The 18,116-nt window shown below is 56.5% G+C and carries 20 protein-coding genes and 2 pseudogenes; 14 read left to right on the forward strand and 8 right to left on the reverse strand.

Annotation, left to right across the window (positions count from 1 at the left end):
- Positions 1–100: 100 nt before the first annotated feature.
- Positions 101–406, forward strand: a complete 306-nt coding sequence (locus tag ACA066_RS20470) for a hypothetical protein (protein WP_497699927.1) — start codon at positions 101–103, stop codon at positions 404–406.
- A 66-nt stretch (positions 407–472) separates the two neighbouring features.
- On the opposite strand, the gene ACA066_RS20475 is transcribed toward ACA066_RS20470, so the two are convergent.
- Together ACA066_RS20475 and moaB are read right to left on the reverse strand one after the other, a co-directional pair.
- Positions 473–1,660 carry a molybdopterin molybdotransferase MoeA gene (locus tag ACA066_RS20475; RefSeq protein WP_497699928.1) on the reverse strand — a complete coding sequence of 396 codons (1,188 nt, stop codon included), beginning with the start codon at positions 1,658–1,660 and terminating at the stop codon, positions 473–475.
- A gap of 22 nt (positions 1,661–1,682) precedes the next feature.
- Positions 1,683–2,222 carry a molybdenum cofactor biosynthesis protein B gene (gene moaB, locus ACA066_RS20480; RefSeq protein WP_084321134.1) on the reverse strand — a complete coding sequence of 180 codons (540 nt, stop codon included), beginning with the start codon at positions 2,220–2,222 and terminating at the stop codon, positions 1,683–1,685.
- An 81-nt stretch (positions 2,223–2,303) separates the two neighbouring features.
- On the opposite strand from moaB, the gene mobA reads away from it, so the two are divergent.
- Both mobA and ACA066_RS20490 read left to right on the forward strand, forming a co-directional pair.
- Complete coding sequence (gene mobA, locus ACA066_RS20485) at positions 2,304–2,906, forward strand: molybdenum cofactor guanylyltransferase MobA (RefSeq protein ID WP_497696397.1); 603 nt, start codon at positions 2,304–2,306, stop codon at positions 2,904–2,906.
- A 78-nt stretch (positions 2,907–2,984) separates the two neighbouring features.
- Complete coding sequence (locus ACA066_RS20490; protein WP_497696398.1) at positions 2,985–3,206, forward strand: YgdI/YgdR family lipoprotein; 222 nt, start codon at positions 2,985–2,987, stop codon at positions 3,204–3,206.
- Between the two features lie 69 nt (positions 3,207–3,275).
- Here the strand turns inward: ACA066_RS20490 and ACA066_RS20495 are convergent, their stop codons facing one another.
- The 3 genes from ACA066_RS20495 to ACA066_RS20505 all read right to left on the reverse strand — a co-directional run bounded on the left by ACA066_RS20495 (position 3,276) and on the right by ACA066_RS20505 (position 4,959).
- A complete protein-coding gene (locus ACA066_RS20495) occupies positions 3,276–4,166 on the reverse strand; it encodes a pseudouridine synthase (RefSeq protein ID WP_497696399.1) in 891 nt (296 codons plus the stop codon).
- A gap of 71 nt (positions 4,167–4,237) precedes the next feature.
- Positions 4,238–4,558, reverse strand: coding sequence for a transcriptional regulator (locus tag ACA066_RS20500; protein WP_017339996.1), 321 nt, complete (start codon positions 4,556–4,558; stop codon positions 4,238–4,240).
- Between the two features lie 164 nt (positions 4,559–4,722).
- Entirely contained in the window at positions 4,723–4,959 is a 237-nt protein-coding gene (locus tag ACA066_RS20505) for a glutaredoxin family protein (RefSeq protein ID WP_214377565.1), read from the reverse strand.
- A gap of 209 nt (positions 4,960–5,168) precedes the next feature.
- Here ACA066_RS20505 and ACA066_RS20510 point away from each other — a divergent pair, with 209 nt between their 5' ends.
- Positions 5,169–6,881 (forward strand): cation:proton antiporter, encoded by a 1,713-nt coding sequence (locus ACA066_RS20510; RefSeq protein WP_497696400.1) that lies wholly within the window; start codon positions 5,169–5,171, stop codon positions 6,879–6,881.
- A 1-nt stretch (position 6,882) separates the two neighbouring features.
- Here the strand turns inward: ACA066_RS20510 and ACA066_RS20515 are convergent, their stop codons facing one another.
- Positions 6,883–8,091, reverse strand: coding sequence for an ammonium transporter (locus ACA066_RS20515; RefSeq protein ID WP_497696401.1), 1,209 nt, complete (start codon positions 8,089–8,091; stop codon positions 6,883–6,885).
- Between the two features lie 305 nt (positions 8,092–8,396).
- Here ACA066_RS20515 and ACA066_RS20520 point away from each other — a divergent pair, with 305 nt between their 5' ends.
- From ACA066_RS20520 to ACA066_RS20545, 6 genes and pseudogenes are all read left to right on the forward strand, one after another.
- The gene (locus tag ACA066_RS20520) at positions 8,397–8,711 is read left to right on the forward strand and encodes an ElaB/YgaM/YqjD family protein (protein WP_017340000.1); all 315 of its coding nucleotides are present in this window, start codon (positions 8,397–8,399) and stop codon (positions 8,709–8,711) included.
- A gap of 2 nt (positions 8,712–8,713) precedes the next feature.
- On the forward strand, positions 8,714–9,103 hold the full coding sequence (locus ACA066_RS20525; RefSeq protein ID WP_214377568.1) for a phage holin family protein: 390 nt from the start codon (positions 8,714–8,716) through the stop codon (positions 9,101–9,103).
- Positions 9,100–9,441, forward strand: a complete 342-nt coding sequence (locus ACA066_RS20530) for a hypothetical protein (protein WP_497696402.1) — start codon at positions 9,100–9,102, stop codon at positions 9,439–9,441. The genes ACA066_RS20525 and ACA066_RS20530 overlap by 4 nt, the downstream gene beginning before the upstream one ends.
- Before the next feature lie 124 nt (positions 9,442–9,565).
- A complete protein-coding gene (locus tag ACA066_RS20535; protein WP_497696403.1) occupies positions 9,566–10,729 on the forward strand; it encodes an EAL domain-containing protein in 1,164 nt (387 codons plus the stop codon).
- 168 nt (positions 10,730–10,897) lie between these two features.
- Positions 10,898–12,226 carry a deoxyguanosinetriphosphate triphosphohydrolase gene (locus ACA066_RS20540; RefSeq protein ID WP_497696404.1) on the forward strand — a complete coding sequence of 443 codons (1,329 nt, stop codon included), beginning with the start codon at positions 10,898–10,900 and terminating at the stop codon, positions 12,224–12,226.
- Positions 12,227–12,343: 117 nt separating this feature from the next.
- Positions 12,344–12,442, forward strand: a pseudogene (locus ACA066_RS20545) (response regulator); the annotation flags it as partial.
- A 461-nt stretch (positions 12,443–12,903) separates the two neighbouring features.
- Here ACA066_RS20545 and ACA066_RS20550 read toward each other — a convergent pair.
- Positions 12,904–13,515, reverse strand: a complete 612-nt coding sequence (locus tag ACA066_RS20550; RefSeq protein ID WP_497696405.1) for a peptidase associated/transthyretin-like domain-containing protein — start codon at positions 13,513–13,515, stop codon at positions 12,904–12,906.
- 32 nt (positions 13,516–13,547) lie between these two features.
- Positions 13,548–14,504 (reverse strand): hypothetical protein, encoded by a 957-nt coding sequence (locus ACA066_RS20555; RefSeq protein WP_497696406.1) that lies wholly within the window; start codon positions 14,502–14,504, stop codon positions 13,548–13,550.
- A 287-nt stretch (positions 14,505–14,791) separates the two neighbouring features.
- Here ACA066_RS20555 and ACA066_RS20560 point away from each other — a divergent pair, with 287 nt between their 5' ends.
- From ACA066_RS20560 to ACA066_RS20575, 4 genes and pseudogenes are all read left to right on the forward strand, one after another.
- Positions 14,792–15,001: a hypothetical protein gene (locus ACA066_RS20560; protein ID WP_497696407.1), complete on the forward strand. Its 210-nt coding sequence runs from the start codon at positions 14,792–14,794 to the stop codon at positions 14,999–15,001.
- A 1,191-nt stretch (positions 15,002–16,192) separates the two neighbouring features.
- A pseudogene (locus tag ACA066_RS20565) lies at positions 16,193–16,951 on the forward strand (MCP four helix bundle domain-containing protein); the annotation flags it as partial.
- Between the two features lie 129 nt (positions 16,952–17,080).
- Positions 17,081–17,809 (forward strand): methyl-accepting chemotaxis protein, encoded by a 729-nt coding sequence (locus ACA066_RS20570; RefSeq protein WP_497699929.1) that lies wholly within the window; start codon positions 17,081–17,083, stop codon positions 17,807–17,809.
- Positions 17,810–17,854: 45 nt separating this feature from the next.
- A complete protein-coding gene (locus ACA066_RS20575) occupies positions 17,855–18,013 on the forward strand; it encodes a PA2433 domain-containing protein (protein ID WP_497699930.1) in 159 nt (52 codons plus the stop codon).
- Positions 18,014–18,116: the final 103 nt, after the last annotated feature.

Consider the following 18,116-nt stretch of genomic DNA (forward strand, 5'->3'; position numbering starts at 1 on the left):
TACAAAACGCGAGGAATCGGCTCAATTGACCCTCAACTCTGATTGGTACAAGTTGGCGGTACGGTTTATCCGTCATCAGCAGGAACTACAGGGACGTATCATGCAAAGCCATGACATCAGGTTGCCGGTTACTCCGGTCACACCGCTCGCAGAAAGGCGGGCCAGCTATCAAGCCGAATTCAAATGCGCAAAACCCACTGGAGAAGTTGAAATGGAACCTCGTGTCGTTGAACTGGAAACACATCTCGAATACATCCGCAGAGACATGGAAGAAGTCCGGGGTGACGTCAGGTCCATCAAACACAGGCTCGCCTACTCGGCCGGCGGAACCGCCGTGGTTCTCGGGCTTCTGGGGTGGATCGCCAACAGCCGTTTCGACCAGTTGGTAGCACTTCTCGCTCGATAAGAGGACGCCATGAACGCAAAACCCGGTTCGATGAACCGGGTTTGTGTGACAGGTGTGCGGCAGGGATCAGCCCAGGACTTCGCTCAGCGGGATGAAGCCTACGCTGTCTCCTTCCACCAAGGTGCGATCTTCCCGCACTTCGACCAGACCATCGGCCCACGCAGCGCTGCGCAGCACACCCGAACTCTGATTCTTGTAAATGATTGCCCGGCCGTTCTCCAGACGTCCTCGCAAATACTCGCGTCGATTGCCTGCCTTGGGCCAGACAAATCCTGCAGGCACCTGCACCTTCAAGGGTTCAACGTCTTTTACACCCTGACGGCGCAAGAGATAGGGCCTCGCCAACAAGGCAAAGGTCACCAGGGTCGACGCCGGGTTACCGGGTAGCCCGATTACCGGAACCCCACGAAAATGCCCGAACGTCAGCGGCTTGCCCGGTTTGATCGCGAGTTTCCACAACGTGAGCTCGCCCTCTTCCCGCAGGGCAATGCCCAGAAAATCGGCTTCACCTACCGATACGCCACCGGTCGACAGTATCAAGTCGACATCCTTCAACTCGCCGAGGCGAGCACGAGTCGTCTCAAGGTTATCCGGAAGAATACCGGCGTCGATCACTTCACAACCCAAACGCTGCAACCAGCTGCAGAGCAACACTCGGTTGCTGTTGTAGATCTGGCCCGGACCCAGCGCCTGACCCGGTTCAACCAGTTCATCGCCGGTGGAGAGTACCGCAACGCGCACCTTGCGAATCACATCCAGCTCGGCGCATCCCAGTGATGCAGCGAGCCCCTGCTCGATCGGGCCAAGGCGTGTGCCCGCAATCAGAATCAACTCACCGACGGTGGTTTCCTGGCCTTGGGGACGGATGTTTTGTCCTGACGTGAGGACCTCGAGGAAACGTACTCGCTCATCCGCCAGGACCTCGGCGTTTTCCTGCATCTCGACGCAGTCGGCACCCGCAGGAACAGGCGCACCGGTGAAGATTCGCGCGCAGGTGCCGGGCTTCAAAGGCCCCGGAGCGTTACCTGCAAAAATCTTCTGGCTGACGGACAACGGCTCTCCCGTCCAGTCGGCCATGCGCAAGGCGTATCCGTCCATCGCACTGTTGGGCCATGGTGGCAAATCAAGTGTCGAGACCAGGTCAGCGGCCAACACACGACCTTGAACCTGCGCCAACGGCAGGCGTTCACGCTCTGCAATCGGCGTGGCTTCGGCCATTTCCAGCAAGCGCGCCAGTGCCACCTCGACGGCCATCAGGCTGCCTGTCTTGCCTGGCTTACCCGCGGGATTCACAGGGTGCCGCCTGTTTCAGATGAGCAACGAAATTGCACGGGCGGTGCCGGGAATCCAGTTGTTCGGCAAGAATGCCATCCCAGCCGGTGCGCACGGCGTTGGTCGAGCCCGGCAAGCAGCACACCAGCGTGCCGTTGGCGAGGCCGGCCAGGGCACGGGATTGAACAGTGGAGGTGCCAATATCCGCCACCGAAATCTGGCGGAACAGCTCACCAAAGCCGTCGACCTGCTTGTCCAGCAGGCAGCTCACCGCTTCGGGGGTGCTGTCGCGCCCCGTGAAGCCGGTGCCGCCGGTGATCAACACCACCTGCACGACATCGTCGGCAATCCAGTTGGCAACTTGCGCGCGGATTTTGTAGAGGTCATCTTTTAGCAGAACCCGGAAGGCCAGGTTATGGCCGGCTGCACTCAAGCGATCAACAAAGAGCTGGCCTGACGTGTCGGTTTCCAGGGTACGGGTATCGCTGACCGTGAGCACCGCGATGTTGAGCGGCGCGAAAGGTACATCAGCCTTGGCTTTCATAGGCTCGTCCAGTTGTAGGAGAAACAGCCCGGTGTTATATCACAGCGCCCCCTTTTTTTACCGCCTCCATGGAGACCTGCCATGACCTTGAATACACAGTTGTCACCCTGCTCCATTCTGCTCCTGGCAGGTGGTCGCGGCCAACGTATGGGCGGTCAGGACAAAGGGTTGATCGAGTGGCAGGGCGAGCCACTGATTGCACATCTTCATCGCAAAACCCGTCCGCTGAGCGATGACCTGATCATCTCCTGCAACAGGAACCCGGAACAGTACGCGCCCTACGCCGACCGGCTGGTCCATGACGACGAAGGTGACTTTCCGGGGCCCTTGGCCGGTATTCGTGCAGGCCTGAAGGCCGCTCGCCATGAGTATCTGATGGTTTTGCCGTGCGATGTACCACGCATCGATGCCGCGCTGCTCCACAGCATGCGCGAAGCTGCCAGCCAGCACCCGGACAAACCCATGATGTTGCGTCATGGGGAGCACTGGGAACCGTTGCTCTGCATCATCCCCGTAGCCCTGAGCGAAGCGTTCGAAAAGGCCTGGCAGGAAGGCGAACGCAGCCCGGGCCGCCTCATGCGCAAACTGGGCGCGATTGCCCTGCAATGCCCTGACAACGATCCTCGCCTGGCCAACCTTAATACCCCGGAGTTGCTGAGCGCTCACATCAACGTGTCCGATTGACACTAGCTACGGAACTTGCACGCGTTGTATACGTCTCACGCTCAGTAACCAAAAGAATTCCTATTCGGAGACACACTCATGACACAACGGACCCTCGCCACTTTCATGCTCGCATTGGGCCTCGCGACCCTTGCCGGTTGCGCATCGCCTACTGTGATCACCTTGAATGACGGTCGCGAAATCCAGGCCGTCGACGCGCCAAAATACGATGAAGATTCGGGTTTTTACGAGTTCGAACAACTGGACGGCAAGCAAACCCGCGTGAACAAGGATCAGGTTCGTACCGTTAAAGAGTTGTAACCCTTTCGGCGATACCGGATACAGAAAAGCCCGCATTACGCGGGCTTTTTCATGACTCAAAAACGGCCATCACCATTCCAGGGTGATGGTGCTTTCAAAGTCTCTTTGCTCACCGGTAACCGGGTCCACAAACCGCAGCCCCTGTGCCAGAAGCTTCAACGGGTTGGCATAGTCGTCTTCGACATCCTTGAGCACGTGCGGATAGAACGGGTCATTGCAGATGCTGGCGCCCAGGGCCGTCATGTGTACCCGCAGCTGATGCTTCTTGCCCGTCACCGGGTAAAGCCCGTAGCGCCAGAGATCACCATTCTTCTCCCTGACTTCGACAGCCGTCTCGGTATTGCTGACGCCCGGTCCTTCCTGCATGCGGAAGAAAGGCTCGCCATCGATGAGCCGACTCTTGTGGATCAGGGGAAAGGCTCGTTCAGGTAATGCCCTGGCAATGGCCTCGTAGCGTTTTTCGATCTGTCGCGTGGGAAACAACGACTGGTAGGCGGAACGGCTCTGAGGGTTGGCTGAAAACAGCACCAGCCCCGCCGTATGCCGGTCAATGCGATGCAAAGGCACGAGATGTGGGTTATCGAGGCGGCGGATCAACCTTCGTAGCAGCGTCTGCTCTACGTATTCGCCCGCCGGTGTCACTGGCAGAAAATGCGGTTTGTCGGCCACCACCAGATGTTCATCCGCATACAGAATCGACTCGATCACAGGGATCGGCTTTTCGTCCGGTACTTCCCGAAAATAGTGAATCCGCAAACCTTCCTTGTAAGCAAGATCAAGGGCGATTGGCACGCCATCCCCGTCAAGGACGCGGCCACGAGCAATTCTGTCCAGCCATTGTTCACGACCGATGGCGCTGAAGTGTTCACACAGGCAATCGAGTACGGTCTGCCACGGCCCAGGCGGCAAGTAGAGTGTGCTGGCCTGGTTGTGTGCAGCAGAAAAAGATGAAGTGGGCATACGAACGCTCTGACTCTCAATACAGGGCGGCATTATCCAGCAGTGGCCGGAACGAACCTAGAAGAGAATCCTCAGGCCGGAATTGACTGCGAGCGCGCCGCCGCTTCGGTGAACTCCTTGAGCCAGCGCAATACATCGACCGCTTCCCAGCGCCCCGGATCATAAAGTGCGTACAACAACCCCTGATAGCCCACGACATCCAGCTGCCGGTGATAACCCGCCCGCTGGAAAAGTGCCTCGATTTCGGCGAAACAGGTATTGAAGTGCAGCTTGTTGAACGGAGTTTTCCCTTCCGTGACCAGACCATCCAGTTGCAACTCGAGGACGGCTTCACGCACCACGTCCACCGACATCCGGTTCACGCTGTTCTTCAATTGTTCGACATTGACCAAGATTCTTCCCTCTGACTTCCGGGATCACCTGCCCAATCCCCTACAGGGCAAACATGACAGGCAATCCGAGAAACTGTATGAACATACAGTAACCGAATAACCTGAATTCCGCCAATGACCGAAACGAAGACCGCGACGGATGGGGCTCGGAAAGTGTGTCGAGGTCAGCGCAGGAACGCCACGACCTGCTCGGAATCGAAGGGCCAGGCAAGTTCGGCGCCGTTATCGAGACGTCGCAGTACCGGAATGCGCAAACTGTAAGCTTCGAACCATGATTCGTCCTCAGCAATATCCACCAGCTCGACCATCAGACCGTGCTCGACAAATTCCATCAGCATGGCTTCGGCCACTTCACAAAGATGGCACCCAAGGGTGCCGAAAAGCTGACATTCAGGAGGCATGAGCACAGGACCCGGCAAAGTAGGCGTACATTCTAGGCCCGCGATCAGAAGCAGTCGAGCCACTGCCCCACCCGGCCGGAGAAGGTGGAATTCAAAGGATTTCGGCAAATTCCTGACTCAAATCAGTCGGACTGAACGTCAATTAGGCGACCCTCGCGTCTTTTTTTGCCTCTACGCTAGAGTAGCCAGCGCTTGTCATCGGAGTTTTCGTGTTCGCCAACCTGCTAATCATTCTCGCCTCCTCCCTGGTGGTGATTGCACTGTTCCAGCGCCTGCGCCTGCCACCGGTGCTGGGTTACCTGTGCGTGGGGCTGATGATCGGCCCCACGGCGTTCAACTGGATCAATGAAAGTGAAGAGTTGCCCGACCTCGCCGAGCTCGGGGTGGTGTTCCTGCTGTTCTCCCTCGGGCTCGAATTTTCCCTGTCGAAAATGCTCGCATTGCGCAAAGTGGTGTTCAGGCTCGGCAGCCAGCAAGTGCTGGTCACCACGATATTGCTGGGGAGTTTGCTGATGCTGTTCGGTATGTCGGCGACGCCTGCGCTGCTGCTCGGAGCCGGTCTGTCGTTATCTTCCACGGCCATTGTCAGCAAAGAACTGGGCAGTCTTGGCGAGATTTTCAGCAGCCACGGCCAGAATGCCATCGCCGTATTGCTGTTCCAGGACATCGTGGCGGTGTTGCTGTTGACCCTGGTGCCGGTGTTCGCCGGCAACAGCGATCAGGCCTGGTACTGGGCGTTACCGGTGACGCTCGGCAAGACCGTTGTGCTCTTCGTCGGTCTGCTGATGGCCAGTCGCTGGTTGCTGCCACGGTTGTTCCATGAAGTGGCGGCCGCCCGTTCCGCAGAACTGTTTGTACTGTTGGCACTGGTGATTGTTTTACTGACGGCCTGGCTCACTCACCTGCTCGGACTCTCCCCTGCCCTGGGTGCCTTTCTCGCCGGCATGTTGCTGGGAGAAAGCCACTACCGCCATCAGATCGAAGCCGACATCCGCCCGTTCCGCGACATTCTGCTCGGGGTGTTCTTCGTCAGCATTGGCATGCTCATCGATTTGCAGTTGTTCCTCAGCCACGGCTTGCTGATCCTCGGTCTGACCCTCGGGTTGCTGCTGATCAAGGGTTGCGTGGTCGCGCTGCTTGTCAAATGGCGCGGCAGTGATGTTGAGACTGCCTGGCGCAGCGGTCTGGCACTGGCCCAGGGCGGCGAGTTCTGCTTCGCGTTGATGGCCCTGATGCAACAGAACAAAATGATGCCCACCGACCTCGGCGGGCTGCTGCTGGCCGCGACCTTCTGCTCGATGCTGCTGACGCCGCTGTTGCTGCGTGCGGCGCCCCGCATCGCGACACGTCTGCACCGCAAGCCCAACGAAGAAGCCAAACTTGAGGAAATCAGCGCGCTTAACGCCGATTTGCACAGCCATGTGGTGATCTGTGGCTACGGTCGCGTCGGTCAGTCGATCGGGCGAGCGCTGCGCAATGCGCTGCAGCCCTATATCGCGCTGGACACCGATCCGGTGCGTGTCCAGGAAGCCGCCGTGGGTGAAACCTGTGTGCACTATGGCGACTCACGACGCGGTGAACTGCTGCTGGCGGTAGGACTGGCGCGCGCCAGGCTGCTGGTGGTTGCCGTGGACCAGGCCGATATCGCGTTACTGATTCTCAAGGAGGCGCGCCGATTAAACTCGACCGTTCCAATCCTGGTACGCACTCGGGACGATAGCCAACTGGCCGAGTTGAAAGCAGCCGGCGCCAGCGAAGTCGTGCCCGAATTGCTGGAGTCGAGCCTGATGCTCGCCTCCCACGCGTTGATCATGCTGGGTTTACCCGCGCATCAGGTCCAAGAGCGGGCCGACCAGATACGGCATGACCGCTATCGCCTGCTGCACGGCTTTTATCCCGGCGCCAACGATGAAGAGAACTGACTCAATCCTGGCTCACGGCGCCGATCTTGTGCACCGACAGGTCTGCGCCGTAATACTCTTCTTCCTGGCTCAGGCGCAGGCCATGAAGCGCCTTGATCACGCCATACACCGCGAAGCCACCGGCCAGCGCCACGACCACGCCCAGCGTGGTGCCGATCAACTGGCTGATCAGGCTCACGCCGCCCAGACCACCCAAAGCAGTTTGGCCGAAGATGCCGCAAGCGACTCCGCCCCAGACACCGCACAGACCGTGTAATGGCCAGACACCCAAGACGTCATCGATGTGCCATTTGCCTTGGGCAGCAGTAAAACACCAGACAAACAGCGCCCCGGCGATGGCGCCTGTCGCCAGCGCTCCTACCGGGTGCATCAGATCGGAACCGGCGCAGATTGCCACCAGCCCGGCCAGCGGGCCGTTATGCAGAAAGCCCGGGTCATTGCGCCCAACGATCAACGCCGCCACGGTGCCACCGACCATAGCCATCAGCGAGTTTACCGCCACCAGCCCGCTGACCCCTTGCAAGGTTTGCGCGCTCATCACGTTGAAACCGAACCAGCCAACGATCAGGATCCACGACCCCAACGCCAGAAACGGAATGCTCGAGGGTGCAAACGCCACCAGTCTTCCGTCGCGATAGCGACCTTGTCTTGGCCCGAGCAACAACACCGCCGCCAGCGCCAGCCAGCCGCCCATGGCGTGAACCACCACCGAGCCTGCGAAATCATGGAAACCGGCGCCAAAGCGCTCCAGCAACCAGGCTTGCAGGCCAAAGTTACCGTTCCAGATCATGCCCTCGAAAAACGGATAGATGAACGCCACGATCAGCGCCGTCGCACACAACTGTGGTACGAACCGCGCGCGCTCGGCGATGCCGCCGGAAATGATCGCGGGTATCGCTGCCGCGAACGTCAGCAGAAAGAAAAACTTCACCAGGCCATAACCATGATCGGCATTGATCACCGCCGCCGGCTGCAGGAAGGTCACTCCATAGGAAATCCAATAGCCTATAAAGAAGTAGGCCAGGGTCGAAATGGCGAAGTCGCTGAGGATCTTCGACAACGCGTTGACTTGGTTCTTTTGTCGAACCGTACCGACTTCGAGAAAGGCAAAACCGGCATGCATGGCCAAAACCATGACAGCACCAATCAAGATGAACAACGTGTTGGAGCTATGGACCAGACTGTCCACAGCGCTTTGCAGATTTTCCATGGTGTTGGCAGACCTGAAGGCGAAAAAAGCACCAAAGCAGTTCGCGCAGACAATTCGCGCACCAAGTTGCAACCTTTCAGGATCTACACATTGATCCTGATGTGCCGCTTTGGCGCACAAGGCGGCAACCTTTGCGCGGGTTTTCATTATTTGAGATAAGGTTTTACTCGATTCCTGCCCGGAAACAGCGCAGTCACGCGGGCCGGCGCACCACGACTTAGCAAAAGTTGTACCAATGATTTGCACTGAACCTTCACGCAAGGCTCATACTCGAACGCAACAGAAGCCACTTACGGAGATCACCAATGGCCAGCATCAAGGCAAAGACTGCTCAAGAAATCCTGATGAACGACTTTCAGACACTGGTCAGCGACACTGAACGGTTGCTGGAACACACCGCAACACTGGCTGGCGATCAGGCTGACGAGTTGCGCGAGCAAATCCACGACAGTCTGCTGCGTGCACGCGAAACCTTGAAACTGACTGAAGACTCCCTGCGCGAACGCAGTAAAGCCGCCGTTACCGCCACCGAAGACTATGTACAGGCCAACCCATGGCAATCGGTCGGGATCGCGGCCGGTGTGGGCTTCCTGATTGGTCTGCTGGCAACCCGGCGCTGATTATGGCGATCGGCGAATCCGGCTCGTCCGCGACGGGCCCAAGCTCTTCACCGCGGCGCCTGGGTGCCGCATTCCTTGGATTGCTGCACAGCCATGTCGAACTGTTCGGCATCGAATTGCAGGAACAAAAAGCCCGCACCGTCAGCCTGTTGCTGTTCGCAGGCCTGGCACTGGTGTTTGCCTTGCTGTTGCTGGTGGGGTTGTCGACGCTGGTGTTGATCCTGTTTTGGGACACTTATCGCCTGCCTGCCATCATCGGGCTCTGCGTGTTCTACACCCTTGCCTGCATCTTCTGCGGTATGCGTCTGAGGGCGGCGATCTTTGATGAGTCCTCGCCCTTCCACGGCACCCTGGAAGAATTGGCCAATGATCGGGAGCGCCTGCTGCCATGAACCTGCCTGAACTGCCTCACAACAGCTCGCGCACGGAAATGCGCAAGGCGCTGATTCGCCTGCGCATGGAAATGCATCGCCAGGAAATTCGCCACGAATCCGCGCAACTGCTGCAACCCTTGCAGCGGGTACGCGGGATGACGCAAAACCTGCATGACGGCTTCGGCATCAAGCATGCCCCGCTCTGGGGCATGGCGGCCGTGACCCTGCTGGGCTTTTTGACCGGCAAGGGCACCAGGAATGGCGGCGTGAGCAGCCTGACACGACTGGTTCGTCTGGGCACCACATTAGGGCCGCTGATCAAGCTGATCATGCAAGGCAATTCGCCCAAACACTGAAGCCCCTATCTGGCTGCATTCTTGCAACATCACCGGGATGAGCCTCTTTATCGAGAGGTTCAGACCTGCGTGCCTACCCGACCATCGGGTGTCATCCAAAAACAAGACCTACTAAGGAGGCCTCGTGATCGACGGGCAACCGCTTGCCTGCTTTCAACCGTTCATCGATACCGCCACCGGCCGTATCGCCGGCGTCGAGGCATTGGGTCGACTGCGTCAGGCCGACGGTCAACTGGCCTCCGTGGGACCGCTGTTTGCCGACCCGCGCACCCCGGCCATCGCCCTCCGCCGCCTGGATCGCCAGATCCGTGATAACGCCCTGAGCCGTTTGCACGAAGCGCCCGCCGACTGGTTCCTCAGCCTGAACATGTCGCCTCGCTGGATCAGTCGCTTGCGCGCGGACCAGGCGCTGCCCAGCCTCAAGCAATTGAATCGGCATGGCGTCGCCCCACAGCGAATCGTTTTCGAAATCACCGAACTGGACGGCGACATCCAGCGCCTGGCAGACGTGGTTGCGCGATATCGGCAAGCCGGTGCGCGGATCGCCATCGATGATTTCGGTGCCGGTTACTCACAACTCGATCGTGTGCTCGCTCTGCAACCGGACATCCTCAAGCTGGATATGCGGCTGTTCCAGGCCGCTGCGTTGGGCGGGCCCAGCAGTGACGTGGTCAAGGCCCTTGCGCAAATGGCGGAAAAAACCGGTTGCTGGATCATTGCAGAAGGAGTGGAAACCGAAGCGCAACTGAATTTTGCCCTGGAGTGTGGTTCGCGCTACGTGCAGGGTTTCCTGTTCGCCCGCGCGCAAGCCGACTTCTTTGCCACCGACGCTTTTGTCGAGCGCTTCGCCCAACTGCGTCAGCGCTATGTCCAACAGAAACTGGCTGAACGCGGCCGACTGATGATCATGCGTCAGCAACTCAGCGAGCTGATGGCGATCCTGCAAACGTGGGCCCAGGCATGCGCGCCGCTCAGTGCCTTGCCACAGCTGGACGCCTTTCCCTGGCTGTTGCGCTTCTATCAATGCGATCGTCACGGCACGCAACTGACGCCGAACCTTGAATGGCGCAACAATGGCTGGGAAGCCGACGATCGCTACCTGGGACACAACTGGTCATGGCGTCCGTACTTCTATCATTTGTTGGCAGAGGGTTGGGATGAGCGCCGGCTGACGCTTTCCAACACTTACCGTGACGCCACCAGCAACCAGTACTGCCTCACTGCCGGACAGTTTTTCAACAACGGCGAGCGACTGCTGCTCATCGATATCGACGCCGCCGGGCTGTAGGAGCCGAGCTTGCTCGCGATGAGGCCAGTTCACTCGATACTGCAGCGCCTGACGCGCCGTCATCGCGAGCAAGCTCAGCTCCTACAGGTGTATGCGTGTTTTTCCCTTGCAGGCCATGGCGCGAACCCGGAAGCTTAAGGCTCAGTCACCTGACGGAGAGAACCAGCCTTGGATTGGCAAACCCTGCTCACCCGCGAACGCCTCGGAAAGCCTCTGCACAGCCCGGAAGAACTCGGCCGCAGCCCTTTCCACAAAGACCACGACCGCATCATTTTCTCGGGCGCGTTTCGCCGCCTCGGGCGCAAGACCCAAGTCCATCCCGTCACGAGCAACGATCATATCCACACGCGCCTGACCCACTCACTGGAAGTCAGTTGCGTCGGCCGTTCGCTGGGTATGCGCGTCGGCGAAACCATCCGCAGCGCGCTGCCCGACTGGTGCGAACCCAGCGACCTGGGCATGGTGGTGCAATCGGCTTGCCTGGCCCACGACATTGGCAATCCACCCTTCGGTCACTCTGGTGAAGACGCTATCCGTCACTGGTTCCAGCAAGCCGCCGGCCGTGGATGGCTGGAGGCAATGAGCGAAGTCGAACGTAATGACTTCCTCAACTTCGAAGGCAATGCCCAGGGCTTCCGGGTGCTCACCCAGCTGGAATATCACCAGTTTGATGGCGGCACCCGGCTGACCTACGCCACGCTGGGTACCTACCTGAAATACCCATGGACGGCCAAGCACGCCGACTCACTGGGTTACAAGAAACACAAGTTCGGTTGTTATCAGAGCGAACTCCCGCTGCTGGAGCAGATCGCTCATAAACTCGGCCTGCCGCAACTTGAAGAACAACGCTGGGCACGCCATCCGCTGGTGTATTTGATGGAGGCCGCCGATGACATCTGCTATGCGCTGATCGACCTCGAAGATGGCCTGGAAATGGAGTTGCTGGAGTACGCCGAAGTCGAGTCCCTGTTGCTGGACCTGGTGGGCGACGATTTGCCGGAGACCTATCGTCAGCTCGGCCCGCGGGATTCACGTCGGCGCAAACTGGCCATCCTGCGGGGCAAAGCCATCGAGCATCTGACCAACGCCGCAGCCCGCGCCTTTGTCGAGCAACAGGACTCGTTACTGGCCGGCACGCTGCCTGGCGATCTGGTGGAACACATGCACGGTCCCGCCAAACGCTGCGTATTGAATGCCAAAGACATGGCGCGCAAAAAGATCTTCCAGGACAAGCGCAAGACCCTGCACGAGATCGGCGCCTATACCACGCTGGAAATCCTGCTCAACGCGTTCTGCGGCGCCGCGCTGGAACAGCACAACGGTCGGACGCCGTCCTTCAAGAGCCGTCGCATCCTTGATCTGTTGGGCAACAACGCGCCCGACCCTCACGGCCCGCTACACACTTCGTTCCTGCGCATGATTGATTTCATCGCCGGCATGACCGACAGCTATGCCAGCGAAATGGCGCTGGAGATGACTGGCCGTTCGAGCCACTGAAAGCCCAAGTGCGTTCAGCATTCGCCGAATTCCCCTACACCTCACACCGAGCAAACTGATCGATTGCTCGCCATTCTCGCGAAATAATGACAGGCCCCTCTGTATGAGAGTTAAAGCGTGAGTAATCCCAGGTTCGAAGACGAATTGCGCATCCTGCTGGTGGAAGATCATCCCTTTCAACTAAGGGCGACTCAGTACTTGCTTGAAAGTTACGGCGTCAAGCTTCAATAAAAATTGAACCAAAGTCATCTTCGATGGTGATTAGAAATTAAAATCAAATTATTAGATTTTAAACCAGCGAACATGTCTCCTGAGGCTTCGGTAAAGCTACGCGGGGACGACGACTTTGCAGGGTAAAAGGCAGGCCCCTTAATTAGGAGTCTTCAGTATCGGCGGTATGGCACGTTGAAAGGCAGCAATCGGGCCAGGAGCAGACGGTCGCAGCGTCTAGAAAGTCGTCAGAGGGGAGGAGTATTAGTGACTTAGACGAGATTGATATGGCCTAGGCGGCCAAGAGTACAGAAAACAAATCTGTCCCCTTTAGATCCGTTTTTGAGGGTAGAGGGAAAGGTGACAAAGAGCGGCTATGACGGCGTCGCCTCAGGCCAGCCCAGCATCGCCGGCCCGGTGAGGACGAGTGCACCAAATCCGCCCCAAGTCTACAAGCGGTCACCGACTTAATCGTTGTCAGTTTTGTAGCTGTATTGATTGGTGACTTCTTTAGTGTGATAGAAAGTGGTGACATTGTTTTCGATCAGATTTGCCTTGAACGTGGCATTGCATTCGGTCTGGTCATATCGTCGCCACGCTGGATGATTCACCGGGCCCACTTCACAGCGGCATGAGAACTCCCTTACGCCACGGATCTGAGCGTTCACTCGCTCTTCCAAATCGCTGCATGAGTAGTTTGGGTCAGCCGGCATCTGCCACCAATACGCTGTAGCTTTTTTCCAGGCTGCTAGGTATGCAACATTCGCAGCCTCCTTAGCCGCTGCCCGCTCGGCCACGCCGAACTCTACGTCCACGCGTTTGCTGGTACCTGCGACTATTCGTAAGGTTTTTTCGAACACACGCTTTTGCCCGTCGACCACCCGCACTTCGACCGTTCCAGAGCGCACTTGTACATCCAGTGAGCATTCGCCCTTGAATTTGCCGTTGATGAAAACTTCGGCGTTTTCGCCTTCCTCGTCGCAACTGATACGCAAAGTTGACATGTCATTCGCAGCCAAGGCGTTGCTCATACTGAAGAGGCACGCCCAGCTAAACAGCACGCTAATGATGTTTTTCATACTGATTTATTTCCTGAAAATACTGTGAGGGTTTAGCCAGGAATGCCCGACCAGAAACGGCGTATATCCCGGTTCCAGGTAGCATGGCCAGTGTCGCCCGGCTTCAGTTGTTTGCCGCAGCGATAAAGCCAGCCGGAGACGCTGCCACGTTTTTTTACCCGAGTGCTAGTCAATGTAATGCTAGTAGGCACCAACAAAGATGGCTTGGGACATCCGACCCCCGAAATCTGACCGGCCTGATCTTTCTCAGCGAGAGTGGTTTCGTCACCTGGGCCGTCACACAACCACCCGCCTCGTTTAGTCTGCCAGCAAAACGCCAGGGCTTCGTGTTGTGTTGATACCTCAGTCGTCTTAACTGGTTTGACAGACTTTGCGGCGGGTGGCGATGCTGGTGGTGATGAAACTGCAACTGGCTGCACCACCTGAGGTTTCGCCTGGTCATACACCACCGGTTTACGTACCGGCTCTGCGCGCTCAGCCCCTGGGGCGCGGCGTTGCTTTTCGGCCAAGCGTTCCCGCGCATACTGTTTTTCTGCAAGTTGGTTGGCTAGTTGCTGGTTCATTTGCGCGCCAGCGCTGCGGATTGCATCGGCGGCGCTAGGCTGGTTGGCCGCTTGGCTGGCGTCATCATCAATGCGAGCCTGGCGTACGGCTTGACGACGCTGTTCTTGCGCACGGATAACTGCTCGCTCGTTCGCAGCCTGTTGTTCACCATTATCTGTCGAGCTCGGCATTCCGGCGTTGCGAAGCTGCTCGACCAATGCCTTATCGCTACTGCTGCCGGCACGGCGCTTTGCAAGTGTCAGTTGCTCTTCAACACAAGTCGCGTCCTGTACCGTGATGCATTCCCGTGCTCTGGCGATTGCCTCGTTGAACTCGGCTTTATCGAGGTTATCTAGGTCAGAGGCGACGACCGCTTGAGACACCTGGAAAGTAATGAGCAGTAGCAGCAACAAAACGCTGCAATCAGATAGGCGCGCAAACACCATTGATGGTCGTCCTAGATCAATATTTGATCAGTATTTGATGAAAATGGTTTAGGTACACCCTATGTGCATTAGTGGCAACACACCTCTAGATCATAGCATTTGAGACAACGATGTGCGGTGTTTTGAGTTCGAGACCAAGGCTAAAATCAATGATGCCACAAAGGAGCGGCGGCAACTCTAGTGATTGCCTATGTAGGTTTTCGACAGAGCCCCTCAATCGCTCCAACTTCCATCTAAGTGGCAGGTCAATTCGGCTGCTATGCTGAACTCTTCATGGAGGAAACCCGATGCCGAACTCAGACCTGCTCCCTTCCCTGCTATTCAAGATCAACGAAAACCAGCTCGCCCTTGAGGCCGCCATCATGGAGCTCACAAACTGGGTCGAGCAGCGTGGTTCAGCGGCGGTTGCCGCTAACATCCGGGGCGCCCTGGTTGCGATTGATCGTAACGAGGAGTTCATCAAGATGACGCTAGCGGTACTGATGACGCCTGAATGATCGCAATTGGCCTGAAGCTTTAAAAATTCATCGCTAAAAGCCAAGACACATTACATAAATTCAGCCTTTGGAGTTGACATGATTAAATTTACGATGGCAACTGGCATCCTAACCATTTCTGTAGGATTACTCCTTGCTCTTCCTTCACTTGATGCTAATGCAGCAGAACGATGGAAACTTGTTAGTTATAACCATAAAGGAGATCCAAAACGAAACGTTGAATCTAGCTATCCCTCAGAGCAAGAATGCAGGGCTGCGAGAGCGCACTATAACGCCACCCATGGAGATCGCTTCTCTACTTGTGATAGGGCCTAAATGGGTACGATTGTGGCTCTTCGGGAGTGATTCAACCGGATATTTTTGCGGCGTGCAGGTGTTGGACTGACTCATGGCTACTTCAGGCGTTCCCTAAGGCAGGGGAGAGTCATTGGTAGCCTTGGACCCTTTACTTCATTCGCCGCCGTTTATCTCCGGCTTCCCAAGCTGATAACGAGGGTTCGATTCCCTTCACCCGCTCCACTATTTCCAAGGCCTCCAGCCTTCCTCGCTTCAACAAGGTGTCTGTTAAGGTGTCTGTTTCTGGTTTCTCAGATTCAGAACGGATAGAAACAGAAACCTACAATTCGAAGATGCACAGCCTTTCGGACCATTTCCGCACCGTGCCGCCCTATCCCCGCTCACAATCGATCAAGCCCGATAGCTCTACTCATCATCCGTCTTGTGCTGTAGTCGTTCACTGCGCTCACTGGAACCGGCTGAAGCGGGCATTTAATCAACGCAAAAGGCTGGCCGTACGCGGGGAAAATTTAGTCTTCTCGCCCTGTGTAAGTAGATTTACGTGTAGGAGACAGGAAAATACTTGCATACGGAAAATGCATATCTATGTATGGTTTTTACCTAGCTAAAGCTCTTTACAATGCTTGGATGCACAGCTTTTTTTGGTGGTTTTGAACTTTCTGTCGCATTTAGCAGTTGATCTTAGCGCGACGCCGACTTGGTCTCCTGGCCTGATTTCATAACGCGACCGTGCTGTGTATAGATACGTACGGCTCACAGTGAAACTCCTGCACTCCATAACTACGATGCGCAATCGTTAGCTTAGCCTCTTTAGTAGATACGCTCTAACCCCGAAACAAAAAAATTGCTTGCCAGCGCCCTTGATTGGCAAGTTTATAAAGCAGGAGTACATAAATGCTACAGGTAACTATTCGAACTCGGCTTCTTGTTCTCGTAGGCACTATGCTGCTTGGTTGCATAGTGATCGGTGTTGTGGGAGAGAGTGCCCTGCTCCGCAGCATCGCTGGCCTCAATACGGTTTATCTGGACAGGGTCGTTCCCCTGCGTGATCTGAAAGTCATCGCCGACCTGTACGCGGTGAAGATTGTCGATAGCAGTCACAAGGCACGAAGCGGTCAGCTTACCTTTTCCCAAGCTGAGCTTGACGTGAAAGAGGCGGATCGCGAAATCGACAGGCTTTGGTCAGCTTACCAAAAGACCAACATGATCGAGGTAGAGCAACAATCAGTAGAGGAACTCTCAACGTTCGTTGAAGCGGCTCAAGCTCCTATTGAACGCTTAAAAGATATGCTGGGTAAGAGCGACAAGGCTGCACTTGATCATTTTGTTGAAAATAAATTGTATCCAATGATTGATCCTCTTTCGGACAGATTCAGTAAACTGATCAATATTCAATTGGAAGAATCGAAGCGCGTCTATGACGAAGCCATCGAATTGTACGAATTCACCACGATCATGTTCGTGATATTGCTACTGGGTGTTCTGATTTGCGGTAGTCTTTTTGCCACACTGCTGATACGTAGTATTACTCGGCCTTTGGCGACGCTCAAAGACGCGGCTGCCCGAGTGGCGTCAGGTGATCTTAGTCAAAAGATTCTCGTGCATGGCAAGGATGAGGTCACTGAAGTACAGCAATCGGTGCAGACGATGCAAGCCACATTGCGCAATACGCTGCAAGATATCCAAGGTTCTGCGACTCAGTTGGCATCCGCCGCCGAGGAGCTTCAGGCTGTCACCGAAGGTACAGCGCAGGGCATCCATCAACAAAATGAAGAGATGCAGATGGCGGCGACGGCCGTGACCGAAATGTCAGCGGCGGCAGATGAAGTCGCTAACAGTGCCAGCCGCGCTTCCGACGCCTCGCGTGTGGCGATGGAGTTGACCGATGGCGGGCGCAAGCAGGTCGTGCTCACTCGTGAAACCATTGATCAGCTCAGCAACAAGCTCAACTTCACCACCGGCACGGTGGTCCGATTGGCTGAGGAAGCATCGAATATCGGTCGTGTGTTAGACGTGATTCGTGCTATTGCGGAACAGACCAACTTACTTGCCCTCAATGCGGCCATCGAAGCGGCACGAGCCGGTGAGGCGGGCCGTGGCTTCGCGGTAGTTGCAGATGAGGTTCGCAATCTGGCCCAGCGAACACAAACCTCCACCCAAGAAATTGAAAAAATGATTTCCGCGATCCAAAGCGTCACCCAAGAGGGTGTGCGCGATATGCAGCACAGTGGAGAGTACGCAGCACGCAGCCAGGCATTGGCCAGTGAAGCTGACGAGGCATTGACACTGATAGCCGAACGGATCACTGAAATCAGCGGGATGAATCTGGTCATTGCCAGCGCGGCCGAAGAACAGGCTCAAGTGGCACGTGAGGTCGATCGCAATTTGATCGCCATCCGTGACATTTCCGATCAGAGCAATGATGGCGCACAGCAGACTTCGGTAGCCAGTGGTGAGGTGGCACGGTTGGCCACAGGCCTGAACAACTTGACAAGCCGATTTCGGATGTAGTCAGTCACTAACTGACAAGACTCGGTTTTCGCGAGCCTGTGCGCCATTAATCTTCACAAACTGGGTGGCCATAAGACCACCGCCAGTACTCTGGGACAACCACTTTTTGACCAAAATCACATTGCGAAATTTGAAGCAGGAAAAGCACAGGCTGCGGGCGACACACGAAATGCATCAGTCTCACCAAGTAAGGTGCTGTTGTGAACTCGCGGAAAGGCAAATAGACCAAAGCTGGGCCAACCATTTAATTGGCCCAATCTCTTTCGCGGTTAGGGCAGGCGGAGGACTTAATTTTTTTACGAAATTT

The organism is Pseudomonas sp. LBUM1651, assembly GCF_059716135.1.